Source organism: Ureibacillus sp. MALMAid1270 (genome assembly GCF_049202975.1).
Taxonomy (GTDB): domain Bacteria; phylum Bacillota; class Bacilli; order Bacillales_A; family Planococcaceae; genus Ureibacillus.
Genome location: NZ_JBMIRP010000060.1, coordinates 34,410 through 53,362, shown reverse-complemented (window position 1 = coordinate 53,362; position 18,953 = coordinate 34,410). Strand labels below are relative to the sequence as shown.

Here is an 18,953-nt window from a genome sequence, read left to right as displayed (position 1 = left end):
GAGCCAGGATCAAACTCTCCATAAAAGAAAATTTGATAAAGCTCAAATTTTTGCTGGCATCTTTATGATGTCCAAAATTGTGTTTCTATTAAGAAACATTTAATTCATTAACGTTTTGTTGTTCAGTTTTCAAGGTTCATGTTCTTAAGTTTAGTAATGTTACTCACTTCTCTTAAGTGACTTATTAAATTATATCGTTGTCGTTATTCGATGTCAATACTTTTTTGATTTTCTATCAAAGTTTTGTTGTGACGTCTTAGCGACTTAATTAATATACCACTATATTTTTCTCATTGCAAGGACTTTTTTATACTTTTATTGAAGAATTGTTATGATCCCAATACATAACATCCCTGGAATCCCTAAAATCGTTATTGTTAAAGCTGAAAATATATTAACTGGTACAATAATATTGTAACCATCTGCAATGATATGAGCTATATATAGAATAGCAAATGAACAAGCTAATCTAAACCAAATGATCGCTAGCTTTTCTAAAATGACACCATACCCTACCTTTTTTCCTATAATAATAAAACCTAATATGAGTAGCACGCTGATAAGACTTACACCTATGTAAACTATCATTTAATTACTCCTTCACAGAAAAGATTTCTTTTTAGGAGCATATGCTTTTGCGGCTACTCATATTTACATTACTTGATTAATATTTTCCGAATTCTTGCTTCCTTAAACAAATAAAAATGGACACTTTCTGCAATTTTTCTTTGAGCAATCACATCTAAATCATAATCATCGAGTAAACCTTCAATTACTTTTGCGTTGTTCCAATCTTCTTTTGTTTCTAAAATAAGATTCCGAAGCTTGTCATCATATTCTTTTTTTAATTTACCTTTTCGACGGAACATGTAAAACTTCACTCACCCTTATTCTCAGTCAACTTCCTATTACTAACATGCAGAAAATCTTGCAAATGTCCTATTATTATAGAAACAAAGTATTAACCAAATGCACCATGTTGTATTTCTACGTACACTTGGTTTAATTAATTAAAAGTGAAATTAAAGCTCTCTTCTGCCTTCCAACGCTTTTGACAATGTTACCTCATCCGCATATTCTAAATCTCCACCTACAGGCAATCCATGAGCAATACGTGTTGTTTTAATACCTGATGGTTTAACTAAGCGTGAAATATACATTGCTGTAGCTTCCCCTTCAATTGTTGGGTTTGTTGCTAGAATTAACTCTTGTACACGTTCATCTTGTAATCGGGTAATTAGTGAAGCTACATTAATATCTTCAGGACCAATACCGTCCATTGGAGAGATTGCACCGTGAAGCACATGATATAACCCGTGATAGTCACGCATTTTTTCCATTGCAATAACATCTTTTGGATCTTGCACAACACAAATCGTACTTACATCTCTTTGTTTATCTGAACAAATTTGACATGGGTCCACGTCAGTTATATGCCCACAAACTGAACAATATGTTAAATTACGTTTTGCATCAACTAACGCCTTTGCAAAGGATAAAACATTATCTTCTTTCATTGTTAAAACGAAAAATGCCAGTCGGGCCGCAGTTTTCGGGCCGATACCTGGCAATTTCATAAAACTATCAATTAGCTTTGATATTGGTTCAGGATAGTACATTGTTTATCCTCCTAGAATGGAAGGTTTAATCCTTGAGTGAATTTACCCATTGTAGATGCTGTAGTCTCTTCCACTTTCTTTAACGCATCGTTAATCGCAACGACTACTAAGTCTTGTAACATTTCAACATCATCAGGATCTACTACAGAAGGGTCTAAATTTACCCCTAATACTTCTCTTTGGCCGTTTACAGTTACTTTAACCATACCGCCACCTGCAGTACCTTCAAATTCTCTTGCATTTAACTCTTCTTGAGCTTGCATCATTTCTTTTTGCATTTTTTGCATTTTCTTCATCATGCCTTGCATATTACCCATTCCACGCATATTTAAATTCCTCCTAATGTATTAGATCTTTTTTACATCATCCACTAACTATTCTTCAACAACTTCGACAAAGTCCTTACCAAACAATTTTTCAGCTTCGGATACTAATGGATCGTCTGATGTCATTTCTCGAGCTTCCTCAATGAATGGTTGTTCGGAAGTTAAAATTGCCGAATCTTCTTCGTGATTGGACGACTCATTTTTATCTGCCAAATGGTTTTCCTTAATAAAGTTTTCTCGCAACGTATACCAATCATTTTCTGGAATACACAGTAATTCATACATATTTCCAGAAAGCTGAGCTAAATATTGCGTAAAATTCCCTACTAAATCTCGATTATCGGCAACCATCTTACAGTGAATATCATACTTGAATTTTATCACAAATGCACTAGATGATGCCGCAACTGGTTCCGCTTCAGCAAAAAGTGCCGCCTGTGATTTTTGAAGTTGACTAAGAACCTGAACCCATGCATTTTTAATTGTATGAATATCTTTCTTAGTCGCACTTTTTAGAACTTCTTTTATTCTTCCTACAGGTGCATTATAGTTTTGTGACTTTGCCCTTGGACGAGGTGCTTCTTTTGTTTGCGGTGCATTTGATGGTTGAACACCATTTTGTATTTGCTGAGTTAAGTTTTGAACCATTTTTTCTAAGGTTGATATTTTATCCAATAATTGAGGATCTACCACACCACCAACATTAGATTGGGGATGAACTACTCCACCACCACTTGTGTATTGTGCCATTTTTAAAAGCGCAGTCACTAAATAGATTTTCGTATGGTGTGAAAAACGCATTTCTTGTTGTGTTTTTGCTAGTATATCGATAAATCCATAAAGATTGTCGGCGCTATAATCATGGGCTAACTGTATAAATTTCTCTTCAGGTGTTACTAATTCTAATAATTCTTCAAGTTCACTACTTGTTTGTAATAGTAACAAGTCACGGAAAAATGTAATTAAATCTTCCGCTAAACGAACGGGTTCCTTACCGTCAGCAATTAGACCCTCCATGAGAGATAGTACCTGTGCCACATCTCTTTCTTTTAAAGCCTGGGTTATATCATAAAAGATGTCCTGACTAACTGACCCCGTTACAAGCAGAGCATTTTCCAATGTTAACGATTCACCACTAAACGAAACAACTTGGTCTAGTAAACTCAAGGCATCACGCATTCCACCTGCTGCTGCTTGTGCAATTACTTTGAGAGCTTGTTCATCGAAAGGTAAATGGATATCCTCAAGAACTACTTTCATACGCTCTAATATATCGTTTGATGATAAGCGTTTAAAATCAAATCGTTGACAGCGTGAAATAATCGTTGCAGGTAGTTTATGTGGTTCTGTTGTCGCTAATATAAACACTGCATGTGCTGGGGGCTCTTCTAATGTTTTTAATAAAGCATTAAAAGCACTCGTTGAAAGCATATGCACTTCGTCGATAATATACACTTTAAATCGTGCATTTGCTGGTGCAAATCTTACCTTCTCGATAATGTCACGCATTTCTTCTACACGTGAATTGGAAGCTGCGTCAAACTCAATCACATCGGGGTGCGACCCTTCAGTAATACTTATGCAAGTAGGACATTCATTACACGGTTCGTTTGATGGGGCTTTTTCGCAGTTCAATGCCTTAGCAAAAATTTTCGCCGTACTCGTTTTCCCTGTTCCACGTGGCCCAGAAAATAGATAGGCATGTGTTGTTTTATTTGCTAGGAGAGCATTTTGAAGTGTTCTTTTCACGTGTGTTTGTCCTGACATTTCCCTAAAACTTTGAGGTCTATACACACGATAAAATGCTTGGTACGTCAAATTTTTCCTCCCCTTCTAGTATCTCAAATTTTCTAGGTCCATTATAGCATAGGTTCTTTCATCATTTCCTTTCATATTCTCACATATGTCGTGACTTTATTCTATTAAAAAAACTGCTACTAGACTTTCGATAAAAAAATCTAGTAACAGTCTTCATGATCATTTTCTCTTTAATTCTTTTAACAGCTGACTAACATTCGTTTCCTCAACAACCGTCTTATTTTCTTTCACCTTTTTAGATTTACCAGTTGTCTTCATAAAACTCCATCCAAAACGTCTTAATGTAATATCAATAAAGAACAACAATAAACTGATAAAAATAAGCCAATTCGTTATACTTTTGCGTTCCGATCCCTTCATAGTGAATTGACGAAATACTTCAGATGGTTCATCAATAGAAAGTGCTTTTCCTCCGGTTTTCTCAGTGATTTGAGTGAGTAACGTGTGATTTGGTGCGTTTTGTTCGTATTCCTTGCTATAGGGAACAGTTAATCCAGCTTGGAATATCTCGCCACTTCCATCAGAAAGTCTAAAGAACACTAAACCTGGATCCGCCTCAACAACTACTCTAGCTCTACTCGCAGATAGTATTTCAATCTGCGTTTCTAACTCTTCTCCAAATTCATTGACAACCGCAATATCCAGAAAGGCTGCTTTATTCGTTGGATCTGTAATCACAAAAGAACCATTTGCCTCATGCCTAATATCATAAGCCGTTTCATTATATGAAGGTAGTAGCTTTGAAACAGCTGTTTGCCAAAAGTTCGTCCACTCATCCCACCGTGCCCAGTCACCGGTCCAAGCTCCTGTGGAATCCGATGTAAAAGCTATTGTACGACCTAGTCCGTATTGCCACTCTGCGAGTACAGGATCTTCTTTTTCACTTTCTGCAATCACCATAGCCGTCTGTTTAGCAGTTGTAGCGATATAGGCATTCATTTGTGGAACTCCATTTTCAAATAAACGATTCCAACCTTCAGCTTGATAAATGATTGGATAAAACGGATTATCTTCTATATAAGTACGGGTAATCATGGCAGTTTCTCTTGAAAGAATAGAAGGAATTGTCGTTTCATCAATAACACTATAGAAACGGCCGCTTCCCATTTCACTTAAATCTTCAAGTAAATTCGCGTCTGCATCCGAGCCAATAGCAACTGTTGAAAGTGTAATATTATTCCCTTTTCCTTCTTCTATTAACTCTTCATAACTATTTGAAGTTGCCGATTGCCCATCTGTAAGTAAGATAATATGTTTCCGTTGTAAATCGAGGTCACTTAAGTTTTTATATGCCATTTCAAGGGACGAATAAATCTCTGTCCCTCCCCCAGGAGGAATTGAGAGTATTGTATTTACCGCTTCTTCTCTATTTTCTAATGGCTTTGTTTCAATTACTTCCCATGGTCGATCATCAAATGCAATAAACCCTAGAGTATCTCCATCACGCAATAACTCCACTGACCTCGCAGCCGCTTCTTTTGCCAATTGGATTTTGGCACCTTGCATACTGCCAGACCTATCTAGCACGATGACAAGGCCCAGAGAAGGAAGTTGATGTTTCCCTTTCACTTCCATTTCAACAGGTAATAACTGTTCTATCGGTGTTTTATAATAACCACCTAAACCAAAGCTACTTTCACCACCGACCATCATAAAGCCAACTCCGAAGTTTTTTACCGCCTGTTCGATGACACCCATCTTCGCTTCTCCAACTTTAAATCCTGCAATATTATCAAAAATAATCGCATTATATTGCAAATAGCTTGATAATGAATTCGGTAATTCAGTTGAAGGAATGACATCAAAGTCTATTGAATTTGGACCTAATGCATTTGCAATAGGAGAGCCCTCTTCACGATCATCTACTATCAACAATTTTGGAGAGCTTTGAACCATTGTTACACTTGTAAGTTTATTATTTTCTAAAATTGCATCATCCTGAACTTGCACAAGAGCTTCGTATTTTACTAACCCTTCAGCTCCTCCAACATGTTGATACGAAAAAACATTGGCACCCTTATCTAAGGTAACGGTTTCTTGCTTGATGAGTTGATCATTTTCATATAAATAAAGAATACCTTCTGTCGCTTTTGTTGAGACGACTTCAATATCTAACTGCTGCTGTTCACCAGCATAAGCAATTTGTGGAGTAACAAAGCTTTGGATTGAAACATCTGATGTAATAGGTCGCTCTATAGGTAAAACATCAACTGATACATTCGTTCCAGCCAATTTAATTAATTGATTTACAACATTTCCTTTTGTTTCAAGCCCATCAGACAATAAAACAATTCTTGTTGCCTTCCCGCGATCTGCAACACTTACTGCAATTTGTAATGCTTCCTCTATATTGGTATCACTTTTATCAGTGATTTCACTTAACGTCGGGATTTGCTCCAAATTCTTTGATAATAGTGTTTCTGTCTGGAATCCTGAAGCAAATGAATAGATTCCGACACTATGTTGTTCCTTTTTATTTTGCAAACTCTCTTCAATAAAAGAAACAGCACCACTTTCTGTACCGTTAAGTGACGCAGAACGGTCTATTAAAAAGATGACCTGTTCATCTTTTATTGGCAACAGTAAATAAGGCGACGATAGTGCGAAAACTACTAATATAATTGAAACTCCTCTTATTGCAAATACGATGAAATGATTCGTTTTGAGCTGATTCTTATGTCGCCACCAAACCCAAAAGAAGTATGCGATTAGTGGAATAAATAATAATAGAGCGATAGGATCATTAATTCGCAAATCCACGTCTTCTTTGCACCTCCCACTCTATTACTAGCAACATTAATATAATGAATAAAATCCAAGGCAAAAGGGATTCATTTGAAGAAACATTTTCTCCATGAGATTGGATCTGACCAAGTTCAAAACTTGACCCTTTCTGAATCGATCTTTCTTGATTTGAAAGTTGAACTAAAAAACGCTTTTCATCATTCTCAGATTGTATTGTATAAAGTCCCGGTTTAATAGGCGCTTTAAAACGTCCTGGATCTTCAATTGTCGTAATGTATTCATCTTCATCAGAATAAATGGTCCAATCATCGCCTACTAATGAGATTGCTCTTGATTCATTTGGTTTGAACGTTCCAAGACTTTGTAGACATTCTTGGAATTCATTTTGCAAACTCCATAGAAATAATGGAAAAGACGGGTGTAATGGCCAATCTGTCGATTCTATGTCAGCTAATATGACAATATCCCCTCTATTAGAGCGTTGGATAAACGGCTTATCTGCAATCGTTGCAATCGTCTCAAATTCTTCAAAGGGTGGGTAAATGGCACTTACATAAACATCTTCTAGCTGACTAAACGCAAACAATGGATCAGCTGAGACATCTACTAAACTTCTCACTTCTTCGGAAACTTGGTCGTCTCTACCTATCAGAATGACTCTATTCTCAGATGACTCTAGCAGATCGGTTTGATTCGTTACTATTACACCATCTTCGCCCATGGTTTGTAATTGATCTGATTGAACAATTTTGACATTTGTATTTAATGCTTGAAATCCTTTTTGAACAAGTGCATGCATTTGTCTATCTACAATAATTTCTGATTGTCCCCCACCTACAATCGTACTTATCTCATTGTCCACTCCATAGTCGTCACTTACTTCAATCTTTGCCGTAAGAATGCTTGAAAGTGGTAATTGTTCATAGGTTAGAGTCATTTCTCCATTTGCTTCTATAGAAAGACTTTCTTCTTGAATCGTTTCTTCGTGTTCATCCATGATGGATAAAGTTAGCTCTTTGTCAAGTTCGGTTTCATTTACAATTTGAACTAAAGCAATTGTTTGTCCATTACCTTCAGTAGCAGTAAATTTTGTAATTGCTACGTTTTCAACATCGCTATCCGAACCTTTCACAATCCACTTTACATATTCACTCTCAATCGGCAATTCATTTCGTTCAACCGAATCTGTGAATAAATAAATAGAAGTCGCTGCCCCTCCAACAAAGGCTTGCGCTACATCAAAAGCTTTGGATAATTGTTCTTCTTCGTAAGTTACCGATAATTCATCAATCGTCCTATGTATGAGCGTGGTGTCTGTTTCTTGACGTAGAATCACATTTGGCTCTTCTCCAGTAGTAATGATTGTTAAAGGTCGACCCTCTATTTCTGAAACAAGTGATTTCATTTCTTTTTTATGATGTTCAAAAATGGACGACTCCTTGCCCGCAAGCATAGTAGCTGAAGTATCCACGATCCAGATGACTTGTTCTCCAGCAACTTCAGATTTTTTTATGAATGGATTCATTAAAGCTAAAGTGAAAAGTAACAATGCAAGTAATTGCAAGTACAGTAAGGCATTTCTTTGCAGATGTTTTAAATATGGTGACACTCTTGTTTCTTGCATCACTTCTTCCCAAAACAAAGCAGAGGATATGATCTGATCTTTGTATTTCTTTCGAAAGAAATAATAGATTAGGACAATCATCGGGAAAATTAATGTCCATAGAAAGATTAGCTGACTAAAACCCACCGAAATTCACCTCACTGTACCATGCGAGCTCTTAATAAATTTTGAAAAATAGCATTTTGTAAGCCATCTTCTACTACTAGTTGAATCGTTCTGATTCCAAATCGATTCGCAATCCTTTCAAACTGGAGTTGGTGTAACTCCATCGTCCTTTTATACTCTTCAATTACCTTTGTAGACATTGATACATTCGTGTCCTTCATCGTTTCCGCATCAATGAGTCGGAGATCCCCTGCGTATGTGGGATTTAACTCTTCTTTTGTCACGATTTGAATACAGCGAATGTCCCCTGCAAAACGTGGCAAACGTTTGAAAAATTGCTCCCATTCTTCAATTGGCTCCAAACCATCTGTCACGATAAATAAAACGGTACTATCATTAGGCAATTCCTTGAACCCTTCTATTGTAAAACGACCTTTAAATGATGCTTCTTCTATTTCCGAAACAATCTGCAAAAAAGCTTTTCGATTTGTTGCACCTTTTCTACGAAACATTGGTTTCTTTTCGCCTTCTTGCAAAAAGGAAAACGACAACCGGTCATCACGGTTCAAAACCATTAAACCAAGGCTCGCCACAATTTGCCGCGCAAATAACCACTTATTTGGTTCTCCCATTGATTTAGTAGAATCAAGTAAAATATGAACCCGCATTTCTTGCTCATCTAAAAAACGTTTTATATAAAATTTTTCTGTTCTTGCATACACATTCCAATCTACTTGCCTCACATCATCTCCCGGGAAATACTCTCGGAAATCAGAAAAGTCTAGTGAAGCACCGAATCTTGCAGATCGATGTGACCCCTTATGTTGACCGCGCAATTTAGAGGATGTGGCAACTGATAATCGACTTACTTTTGCAATCCAATCATCCGGTAATATGAATTTCTCTTTCATCATAATCGAACGCCTTGCTGTACATTTTCGAGTATTTCATCGATTAAATCATCTGCATCTTTACCAGATGCTTCTCCTTCATAGTTCAACATTATGCGATGTCTCAATGCAGGTTTTGCAACGGATTTAATATCCGCAATGGATACATGGAATCTTCCATTCATTAGCGCACGCGCTTTTGCTAACTTTAAAATACTTTGCAATCCACGAGGGCCACTTCCATACATGACATATTGTTTTACTTCAGGTAACCCATCCTTACCATCAGGATGAGTAGCGACAACTAAGTTCACGGCATACTCCAGCATTTCATCTGCAACTAGTACTTCCTTAACCATTTTTTGAGCGACAACCAATCTTTCCCGGTCCATTACTTTTTGTAGCTGCACATCTTGTGCACCCGTTGTTCTTTTCATAATTTCCATTAGCTCTTGTTTAGTCGGATAATTTACGAGTATTTTACATAGGAAGCGGTCCATTTGAGCCTCGGGTAAAGGGTAGGTACCTTCCATTTCAATAGGATTTTGTGTTGCTAATACAAAGAATGGTTTCTCCATTTCCTTTGTATCACCTAGAATCGTTACAGTTTTTTCGCCCATCGCTTCTAGAAGTGCACTTTGCGTTTTTGGAGTTGCACGGTTAATCTCATCTGCAAGAACCATTTGATTAAAGATTGGTCCAGGTTGGAAAACAAATCGCTGCTTCCCTTCTTCTGTCCTTTCAATAATGTTTGTTCCTGTAATATCTGAAGGCATTAAATCCGGTGTGAATTGAATACGAGAAAACGATAGGTCCAACACTTCTGAAATAGTACGAACTAACATCGTTTTCCCAAGTCCAGGCAACCCTTCAAGCAATGCATGGCCATCTGCTAATATGGAATACAATGTATAATGGATTGCTTCCTCTTGCCCTACAATAAATCGACTAATTTCACTTTTAACTTGTTGAAGTTGGTCGCTAATATCTAGATAATCCTGTTCGTTATATGCCATTTTGAGATTCTCCTATCATTCCGATTCGAGTGAACTAAAATAAGATTGCACTATTTCTTGTAAATCCTTAGGTAATTGCATTCTTTCTGAACTTTCCATATAGCGGTCTTTATATTGCCCAATGACCTCTTCATAAGGGCGGATTGTTCCTTTCGTGACTGGAACTGGCCCATCCTGTTCTTCAATAGGAGATCCTTCACCAAGCGGACCCCCATCTACGATTAGCTCACCGTTTTCTCCAATTCTCCCTGGAATCGACAGTAAGTCTCTGCCACCTTGACCAAATCCTGCTCCATTACCATTTCCCTGACCTTGCCCGGTACCAGAGCCAGAACCATTTCCTTGGCTACCTGATCCATTCCCACTACCTTGACCTTGAGAACCATTTGTACCTTGCCCCTGAGAGCCATTTTCTCCGCTCCCTTGATTGTTTTCGCCATTATTTTGTTGTCTTTGAGAATTGTCCGTATTACTACTATCTCCAGAATTTCCTCCGTCTTGATTTGGGCTACCTTCTTCAGATGGACTTGATCCAGACTCACTTGCAATAGCATTTTGCAACTCAAAACTAATAGGCTTTCCTAACTGACTTAAAGCAGTTTGAGCTAAGCTTGCGCTTTTTGTAAGCAAGTTTTGGATATCTAATAATTCTTTCAGTCGTTCTTCTTCTTCCGAAGTTAAACCTTCTGCTCCATCGTTCCCTTTACTAGCTAAATCTCTCTTCTCTTTTAAATTCTGTTCTTGTAACTTTAGCTCCTTTTGCTTTTTTACAACATCACGTAATGCTTCTTCAGAGCTATCTACTTGTTTTAACTTGTTGAGGAGTTCTTGTAATTGTTTTTTTACTTCATCATTGGTTGCTTTTTTCTCTAATTCTGCAACCTCTTTTTCTAGTTTGTCGATTGCTTCATTTTCCTTTTCAATCGTCACTGCTTCTTGTTGTGTTGGTGAAGGGAAAATATAAAGTACACCAATCGCTATAGAAAAGAATAGTAATGAAATTAATGCCTTTGGTCGCCATAAGCTCTTCTTTCGCTGCTTAAAACGCTCAAAGGAATCGTTTGATTCTAATACAGCCTTTTGCAAGATGGAGTTAACTAATGGATTCATATCGTCATTTAAAGATAATGCAGTAACAAGCTCATTATGAGGATAAAAGGCATCAAGTCGAATAAGGGCATCGTGAGTTTTTACTCGTTTCACTACGAGATAAACGATTGTCAGCAAGAAAATACTCACGCCACCAAAAAGGGCAATGTTGTGATAATACGGAAGTACAAACAATCGAGATAAGAGAAGAATCGCCGTATAGAAAACAACCGCTAGTAAAATACCGTACTGTAGACTAGGGATGTATTTCTCGATGTTTAAACTTCTTTTTGCCCGTGTAACGAACTGCCTTAACGTTTTACGACGATCCATTTTAAAGCCTCCTTATCTGTTATGTTTCATATTTGCGCGTAACTTTCTTATTGCAATCCATAAACAAAATACAGTCACTAAACTATAAAAGATTAAATAGATGATCCAAATAGGAATGGATATTCCAGTAATATTGGAAAGTTCATTTTCAAGTGGTGGATACAAAATCGTTAACATTAACGCACCTGGATTGATCGCTGCCCAAAAATACGTTATAGGTGAATTTGGTGTTGATCCTCCAATAGGTGGAGTTGGCGTATTTCCAGAGATATTGTCTAGTTGCCATCCAACAAAGAAGAAGAAAGCTGTCACTGCTCCTATGAAAATCATTGCACCGTATGTGGCAATCATTGAAACAATGGTCTTTTTCGTAATCGTCGAAAACATAATCCCAATACTACCAATCGCTACAACCGTTACTAAGTAAAATAAGAAAATCGTTATTAATTGTGAAGGGGACACCCCACCAAATAAAAACACAATACTATATAACGGGAGCCCTGCGATAAGTAATAAAATTAAAAATGCAATGGACGATAATAATTTCCCAATAATAATCTGTGTTGAAGTTTGTGTTGTTGTTAGAAGAATATTTAACGTTTGCTTTTCCCTTTCTGAGCTAATTGCACCTGCCGTTAAACCAGGGGTAATAAACATAACGAGCGCCATTTGAAGCACTGAAATTACAGCAAACATAATAAAGCTTTCACTCGGTCTAAAAAATCCTGTGCCTGTAAATTGGGTAAATACGCTTAAGAAGCCCCCAACAAAGATAAATAACAGAAACAAGTAAAACATTAACCCTGAAAAGCTTTTAAAAGCACGAAAACGTAATTTTAACTCCTTCATCAATACGGGATTGGAAAAACGTTGCATTACTGCTCCACCCCTTTCGTTATCGCCATGAAGACATCTTCTAAATCTTTTTCCTCCGCAGTGAAGGAGTAAATTGGTATATTCGAAAGAAACGCCTTACGTAAAAGCTCCACTTGTTCTTCATCTGTCCCTTTATAATTAAAGGAGATTTCATTTTTCTCTTTTTCTACTTCAATAGCTGATATAAGTGGATCTTCTTCAAAGAATGCACGAGCAAGTTCCAATTCCTTCATTACTTTAACTTTGATTCGCTTGTCACCTTGTAATTGCGCTTGAATTGTTTCTACATGACCATGTGCAATGAGTTTTCCTCTATCAATGACGACAATTTCATCGCACATTTCAGAGAGTTCAGGTAATATATGTGATGATATGAGAATCGTTTTGCCCATTGATTTTAAATGTTTCAATATATCACGCATTTCCACCCTTGCTCTTGGGTCTAAGCCAGATGCAGGTTCGTCTAATATTAATACGCTCGGGTCATGAATGAGAGAACGGGCAAGACATAATCGTTGCTTCATCCCTCGGGATAATAAATCTACGTATTCATATCTTTTGTCGGTCAAGTTTACGAGTTCCAATAATTCAGGAATTAATACTTTCCGCTTCTCCGCAGGAATGCCATAACTTGCCCCGTAAAAATCCAAGTATTCATCAGCTTTCAGTTGATCATATACTCCAAAAAAGTCTGGCATATAGCCAATTTGCTTTCTTACTTCACTTGAATCTCTAATTACACTCTTCCCATTAATCGTTGCATCGCCTTCTGTTGGGGATAGTAGGGTAGCTAAGATTGAGAAAATAGTTGATTTACCAGCACCATTTGCGCCAACGAATCCACAAACTACCCCTTCATTAATGGAAAGCTCGAAATGGTCCAGCGCAACAAACGATCCATATTTTTTGGTTAGTCCTTTTATTTCAATCATTCTTTAGCCACCCCCTTTATCTCTACTTCAGGTAAGATTACTGGAACCCCTTTATCATTACTATTACGATACTGAATTTGGAAAATGATTCGACCATCCTCTGATAAGTAATGATTTTGAAGCGTCTGTTGTTGATTTGTGATTGGTTCATATTCATTTGTTTGGATATTTAAGATGGAGACATTCAAACTTTTCTCTTTATTTGTAATCGAGATTTCATTCCAATCTGCTTGATCGATTAAATCTTCTGGAATGTCTACAAGATATGCATAATCCCCTTCTTCTAAATACCATTGGTTTGTCGGTCCATTTAGTTGCTCTGCAATGCCCGTTTGACTAATAATATCAATGGATTCTGTCAATACATCACTACCTAAAATAATCTCTCCAGTAAGTTCCACTTGTGGATTAAATGGTTGAGCAATATAAGAAATGGAGGAGATATCGGTACTTCCTTCATGTTGTACACCAACAATTGCTTGATCTGTCCATCCAATGATGACTGGTAAATCGATACTTTCACCAAAACTACCTGCGCCATACTTCGCCTTTTCTAAACGCATTGGGAAAATCTCATCTTTCGATTGAGGGTAAGAATAACCATATCTTGTATTTGTTGGAGCAACGAGTAATGCACTGTTTAATTGTTCTGAAACAGTAATCGTCTCTCCTGCTGCAATATTCCCAAGAGCAATCTCACGGTTTCCAGACCATAAAGCTACGTCCTTAAGCTCAAATGGGAATTGATTTTTAATCGTCCCTTCAAGGAGATTGTTTTTTACGCTAAGCTGAATATCCAGATTTCCTGCACTCGGAATAGTGGATTCTCCTATAAATGACTGTACAGACCAGTAGTTTAGATTTTTGAAATGAATAGAAGACCCATTCGCATGTTGTTTAATATAGGATCTATCGTGTAATGCTCCAGATGAATCGGTACGAATTGCAAATCCCGTTGTGTTGTCATCTAAATTGAAGGTGAAGTCCCCTCCGCGATTCGTTAAGATGGATTCAATATAATATCCTGACAGACGTTTGTCTTCGGTTACTTGAAAATATGCTGTTTGTTGAACCTGAGATTGGAATATACGATCCTTTCCTCCAATTATGAATAAAGCAATCGATAGCCCAATTGATACTACCGGAATAATCCACCACGCATGTTCACGTTTATCAAACTTTTTAAGGATTAAATATAAAACTGGACCAATGATTAAAATATAGATTAGAACGATGATGACTAATCCTGAGACAGAAACCTCAAAAGATGGGAACAGTTCGTTCACTTCACCAACTTCGTAAGGCATATAATCTAAATAATTACCTATAAATGTTGGTGATCCATAGATTGGTTTATTAGAATCCAATTGAAGAATAGTAGCAATTAATTTTGCATACCCATTCATTGAAGCGAGTGGTTGATCACCAAGAGAAAAGGTTGTTTGTAAGATTTGGCCATTTCCTAAACTTGAGGATGCCGCAATAATCTGACCATCTGCTTTAAAAGTTGCATTACTGTTCTCTTTTTCCGCTGCTTCGTATATTTCGATATTCTCTGTAAAAATGCCACCTTTTGTTAGATCCTCAAGGCCCTCTTTTGATACGGTCGTGCGATTATTAGATAAAGCTAAAGGTAGATGCTTTTGGAATACTCCGACCGAATTGTCTACTTGATCCGAAGCCCCAACGAGTAAGATACCACCTTGCTGCACCCACTGATAAATCACTTGTTGTTGTTGTTCTGTTAAATGGGAGATTCCAACTTCATCAATTGCTAAGACGTTTGCCATCTTTAAACCTTTCGGATCTGTTGGAAATTCAAAATTTTCAATCATATTTAAATGGAATACTTCCACTCTGAACGTCGAATGTTGACTAAGCTGTAAAAATGAAGATAAACGATCGCTATTATCTGTTAGTGTATAAATGACCGTTGTATCCCGATCATAAACGTTTGGTCGTACTAATTTATCGCCTGTAAAATCAACGACATTTCCACTTTCTATGCCACCTTCATAAAAGTAAAAATACTGAGAACGTTGATTCATAAATACATAATCATCTGCGAATCCATCCAAATAGAAATGAATCGTTTTCGTTTCACCTTCAGCCAAATCAATTGGATAGACTAATGCGGAACCAGTGTTATATGTAATGGCAGTATCAATGACTAAATCCCCTGAAAAAGCTGAGCCGCTGTTCGTAATGGTCAATTCTAGCGTTAATGGTGTATTCGTTTTGATATTATTATCAATACCAATCTCCGCTTTAACATCTAAGTTTGGTGCTGCACTTGCATTTTCTATTGGAATAAAGCAAATAAAAAATGCGATTAGTACTACAAAGAAATAACTTCTTTTTATCAAACGGTCCATCTCCTTTCTTATACTCATGTCGCAAGTTTTCTGTTGAAATAAATGCACTCCGATTTTTGATTTATCTCATCTCTTATTATAACGGGAGTGAATGAAGTTAAATTCCAATTCAATTATTAATTAGTACGTTTTTACAATTATATTGTTCCAGAATTTTTCCTATCTTAAGGAATTGTTCGTATAATTTTCCAAAATTAATCAGAAAGTGAAATAAAAAAGAATCCACTTCTTTAGATGAGCGGATTCTTTTTGAAGGAATTTTTTATAGTGGGGACGGTTTCGATTACAGATTTTTGGTGATTTCATGCTTTTTGTCCTTGAGAAGTGGTCTCGAAGACACTTTTTTCAAAATCCTTGATTTTTTGTCCTCGAGAAGCGCGATCTCATACCTTTTTCAGCAAATAAAAAAGCCCATCTATAAAAGACGGGCGTTCATATGCACGTTAAAGCCGTGCACCTTCCTTCGACTGCCGCACATAAGCGTTACTCTTGTCGCCAGCTCGGGTCAGGCTACCCCGCGGCACATGGGTGAGACCACTTAATGCTGCTTCCTTCCGGACCTGACATAGTTCATGGGTACCCATTGCGCAGGACCCAACCGTCAACGCTACGTGCAAGAGGCAGACCCTACATGCGGTCAGCCTCAGAAAAGGACTTCAGTCTCGCTAGAGCGGATTGCGAGTTACAGGGCACCGCTACCTCCCCACCTAGCACGGCAAGTTCTAGTATACTTTATTTTATGCTAATAATGCAATGTTTAGATATGGAAATTTATTAACGAAAATATTTTATATATAAATTTAATTTTTTTAACTTTTTTGTTGACCTGTCCTAATTATCGTGATATATTACTAATTGTCCAATACGGAGGCGTACCCAAGTGGCTGAAGGGATCGGTCTTGAAAACCGACAGGCGGGTTAAACCGTGCGTGGGTTCAAATCCTACCGCCTCCGCCATAATAACGCATGATAATTCCCGTTACTTTCTTAAGTAACGGGATTTTTATTTGTCTACAAAATCGGTACCTAAGAATAATACTCAAAAAATTCCCCAGGTGAAAATCTACATAATTCTTTCATTCATATTTACTTCTTAATTATGCATCAGCACATAAGTCATTTTAACTATACATATATTTATTTAATACTAATTTATACATAATAATAAAAAACTTATTTTGAAATTGTTAATATCAGAATTTATTGGGGAAGGTAAGGATAAATGACGAAAGACGAATTTTAGGGAGTGAAGGTTATGGCAAATCCTCTAATTCAAGAAGTTGTAAACGAAAACGGTCAAACAGTTTATAAAATGGCTACGTTTGATATTGATGTGATTGCGAAAATGAATGGTGGTCTAGCTCCAACGCTTATTTATTTACACGATCAGAAAGACGTTACAGACTGGGTCCGCGCTTTACGCTTTGGTACAAAATTGCCTTCATCTTATATTGAAGATTATGATCCATTCCAAGCCATGCTTTTTCAAAAAGAAGAAAAAGCCATTAATGACCTTTATGACACAATCAGTATTCGCCCTAAAAATATGTCCACAGGTAAGCAAATTTTGTGGAGTTTTGCTGTATTAAGCTTAATGGCAATCCCTCTTTTAATTGCTATGTTTATTATGAGATAGAACTTTGTAGTTAATAATGAATGTGGCATTCATTATAATAGCTAGCAAGTTCATTTCTATGGTCTTTGTCCTGAAAATTGTTTTTATTAGACACTTTTTCGTGATTCCCTAATTTTTTGCCTAGTAAACCGAATTTTCTAGACACTTTTTCATGGTTCCCCGAATTTTTGTCTAGTAAACCGAGTTTACTAGACACTTTCGCTTCATTTCCTCATTTTCTGTCTAGTAAACCCATATCATTCACCTGCAAGAAGGCGAACTACATCCAATAAAATATTCACTTCAGCGACAAGGTCGGAATCTCTCATCGGATTTTATTAGCATGAATAAAACCGTTGTTTCTCTATTAATCATCATTCTTTAATTAATTGATAAAGATTAAACAGATCGTTCTTGTTCAAAATCCTCGGTACAGGGTAAAGGGGATTCGCTTCTTTTAAAGCACGTTCAATCATAATTGGAATGTCCTGATCTTTAATCCTTTTCACTTTACTTGGGATGTCCATATCCTCGTTAAGCTGTTTAATGGCATTGATAAACTTCTTTGCTTTCATTTCCTCGCTATCAGATACCTCAGTAATTCCAACCAAATCAGCTAATTCTGCTAAAGGTTTATAAACAGAACTACCGTAATATTCAAGAACGTAGGGTAAAATAATCGCGTTTGCCAAGCCATGAGGGGTATTATAGAATCCTCCTAAAGTATGTGCAATTGCGTGAACATAGCCAACAAAGGCACGTGTGAAAGCAAATCCCGCTAAATAAGAGGCTTTCTGCATATTCTTACGTGCAGTAATATTAGATCCGTTTGAATATGCTTCATAGAGATTTTCAAATATTAAGGTTACTGCCTCTTTAGCGCATTTTTTCGTATGCTCTGTATTACATTTACCTATGTAAGCCTCTACTGCATGCGTTAAAGCATCCATTCCGGTTGTTGAAGTAATATGAGGTGGGAGTTTTACTGTAAGCATTGGATCAAGTACAGCATAATGAGGAAATAACACCGTATCATTTACAGCATATTTCTCATGGGTCTTACTATTAGAGATTACTGCCGCAAGTGTTGCCTCGCTACCTGTACCAGCAGTTGTTGGGATTGCAAACAATGGTGGAATATCTTTTCTCACTTTTAGCTGACCCTTCATTTGTGAAATACTCTTATCTGGTCTTGCTAATCGTGCACCTACACCTTTCGCGCAGTCCATCGGTGAACCACCGCCAAAGGCTATTATTGCTTCACACTTCTTTTCACGATAAAGTTTAAGTGCTTCCTCAATATTATCAATAGTTGGGTTAGGAACTGTTTTATCATACACAACATAGTTGATTCCTACAGATTGTAATCCATCAAGCAGTCCATCCATTAACCCAATCGCTGTAATTCCGCTATCTGTAACAATCAATACATTATGAATACCTTTACTCTGTATTAGACTTGGTAGTTTGTCTAAACTATTTTCACCCTCTAATAACTCTGGCTCACGGAACGAAAGGAATTTCATTGCCAGCTTAAAAGTCCTTTGATATGTCCTACAATACAGTTTGTACATATAACTAGCTCCTTTT

The 18,953-nt window shown here is 37.0% G+C and carries 15 protein-coding genes, 1 tRNA gene and 1 other RNA gene; 2 read left to right on the top strand and 15 right to left on the bottom strand.

Annotation, left to right across the window (positions count from 1 at the left end):
• Positions 1–315 precede the first annotated feature (315 nt).
• From ACOQFO_RS08140 to ffs, 14 genes are all read right to left on the bottom strand, one after another.
• A complete protein-coding gene (locus ACOQFO_RS08140; protein ID WP_421689184.1) occupies positions 316–588 on the bottom strand; it encodes a pro-sigmaK processing inhibitor BofA family protein in 273 nt (90 codons plus the stop codon).
• A gap of 68 nt (positions 589–656) precedes the next feature.
• Positions 657–869 carry a YaaL family protein gene (locus ACOQFO_RS08135; RefSeq protein WP_421689183.1) on the bottom strand — a complete coding sequence of 71 codons (213 nt, stop codon included), beginning with the start codon at positions 867–869 and terminating at the stop codon, positions 657–659.
• Positions 870–1,022: 153 nt separating this feature from the next.
• Complete coding sequence (gene recR, locus ACOQFO_RS08130) at positions 1,023–1,619, bottom strand: recombination mediator RecR (protein WP_421689182.1); 597 nt, start codon at positions 1,617–1,619, stop codon at positions 1,023–1,025.
• Positions 1,620–1,630: 11 nt separating this feature from the next.
• Positions 1,631–1,945 (bottom strand): YbaB/EbfC family nucleoid-associated protein, encoded by a 315-nt coding sequence (locus tag ACOQFO_RS08125; protein WP_421689181.1) that lies wholly within the window; start codon positions 1,943–1,945, stop codon positions 1,631–1,633.
• Between the two features lie 48 nt (positions 1,946–1,993).
• A complete protein-coding gene (gene dnaX, locus ACOQFO_RS08120; RefSeq protein ID WP_421689180.1) occupies positions 1,994–3,763 on the bottom strand; it encodes a DNA polymerase III subunit gamma/tau in 1,770 nt (589 codons plus the stop codon).
• A 159-nt stretch (positions 3,764–3,922) separates the two neighbouring features.
• A complete protein-coding gene (locus tag ACOQFO_RS08115) occupies positions 3,923–6,523 on the bottom strand; it encodes a VWA domain-containing protein (protein ID WP_421689179.1) in 2,601 nt (866 codons plus the stop codon).
• Positions 6,507–8,258 carry a vWA domain-containing protein gene (locus ACOQFO_RS08110; RefSeq protein ID WP_421689178.1) on the bottom strand — a complete coding sequence of 584 codons (1,752 nt, stop codon included), beginning with the start codon at positions 8,256–8,258 and terminating at the stop codon, positions 6,507–6,509. The genes ACOQFO_RS08115 and ACOQFO_RS08110 overlap by 17 nt, the downstream gene beginning before the upstream one ends.
• An 11-nt stretch (positions 8,259–8,269) precedes the next feature.
• Positions 8,270–9,148 (bottom strand): DUF58 domain-containing protein, encoded by an 879-nt coding sequence (locus ACOQFO_RS08105; protein ID WP_421689188.1) that lies wholly within the window; start codon positions 9,146–9,148, stop codon positions 8,270–8,272.
• On the bottom strand, positions 9,148–10,143 hold the full coding sequence (locus ACOQFO_RS08100) for an AAA family ATPase (RefSeq protein ID WP_421689177.1): 996 nt from the start codon (positions 10,141–10,143) through the stop codon (positions 9,148–9,150). Before ACOQFO_RS08100 ends, ACOQFO_RS08105 begins: the two co-directional genes overlap by 1 nt.
• 15 nt (positions 10,144–10,158) lie before the next feature.
• Positions 10,159–11,565, bottom strand: coding sequence for a hypothetical protein (locus ACOQFO_RS08095; RefSeq protein WP_421689176.1), 1,407 nt, complete (start codon positions 11,563–11,565; stop codon positions 10,159–10,161).
• Between the two features lie 12 nt (positions 11,566–11,577).
• On the bottom strand, positions 11,578–12,441 hold the full coding sequence (locus ACOQFO_RS08090) for an ABC transporter permease (protein WP_421689175.1): 864 nt from the start codon (positions 12,439–12,441) through the stop codon (positions 11,578–11,580).
• A complete protein-coding gene (locus ACOQFO_RS08085; protein ID WP_421689174.1) occupies positions 12,441–13,373 on the bottom strand; it encodes an ABC transporter ATP-binding protein in 933 nt (310 codons plus the stop codon). The genes ACOQFO_RS08090 and ACOQFO_RS08085 overlap by 1 nt, the downstream gene beginning before the upstream one ends.
• Entirely contained in the window at positions 13,370–15,739 is a 2,370-nt protein-coding gene (locus ACOQFO_RS08080) for a hypothetical protein (protein WP_421689173.1), read from the bottom strand. The genes ACOQFO_RS08085 and ACOQFO_RS08080 overlap by 4 nt, the downstream gene beginning before the upstream one ends.
• Before the next feature lie 458 nt (positions 15,740–16,197).
• Positions 16,198–16,464: signal recognition particle sRNA large type (gene ffs / locus ACOQFO_RS08075), an RNA gene on the bottom strand.
• 150 nt (positions 16,465–16,614) lie between these two features.
• On the opposite strand from ffs, the gene ACOQFO_RS08070 reads away from it, so the two are divergent.
• Positions 16,615–16,705: transfer RNA gene (locus ACOQFO_RS08070), tRNA-Ser, on the top strand.
• A 298-nt stretch (positions 16,706–17,003) separates the two neighbouring features.
• The gene (locus ACOQFO_RS08065) at positions 17,004–17,384 is read left to right on the top strand and encodes a sodium:proton antiporter (RefSeq protein WP_421689172.1); all 381 of its coding nucleotides are present in this window, start codon (positions 17,004–17,006) and stop codon (positions 17,382–17,384) included.
• A 353-nt stretch (positions 17,385–17,737) separates the two neighbouring features.
• On the opposite strand, the gene ACOQFO_RS08060 is transcribed toward ACOQFO_RS08065, so the two are convergent.
• The gene (locus ACOQFO_RS08060) at positions 17,738–18,937 is read right to left on the bottom strand and encodes an iron-containing alcohol dehydrogenase (protein ID WP_421689171.1); all 1,200 of its coding nucleotides are present in this window, start codon (positions 18,935–18,937) and stop codon (positions 17,738–17,740) included.
• Positions 18,938–18,953 lie beyond the last annotated feature (16 nt).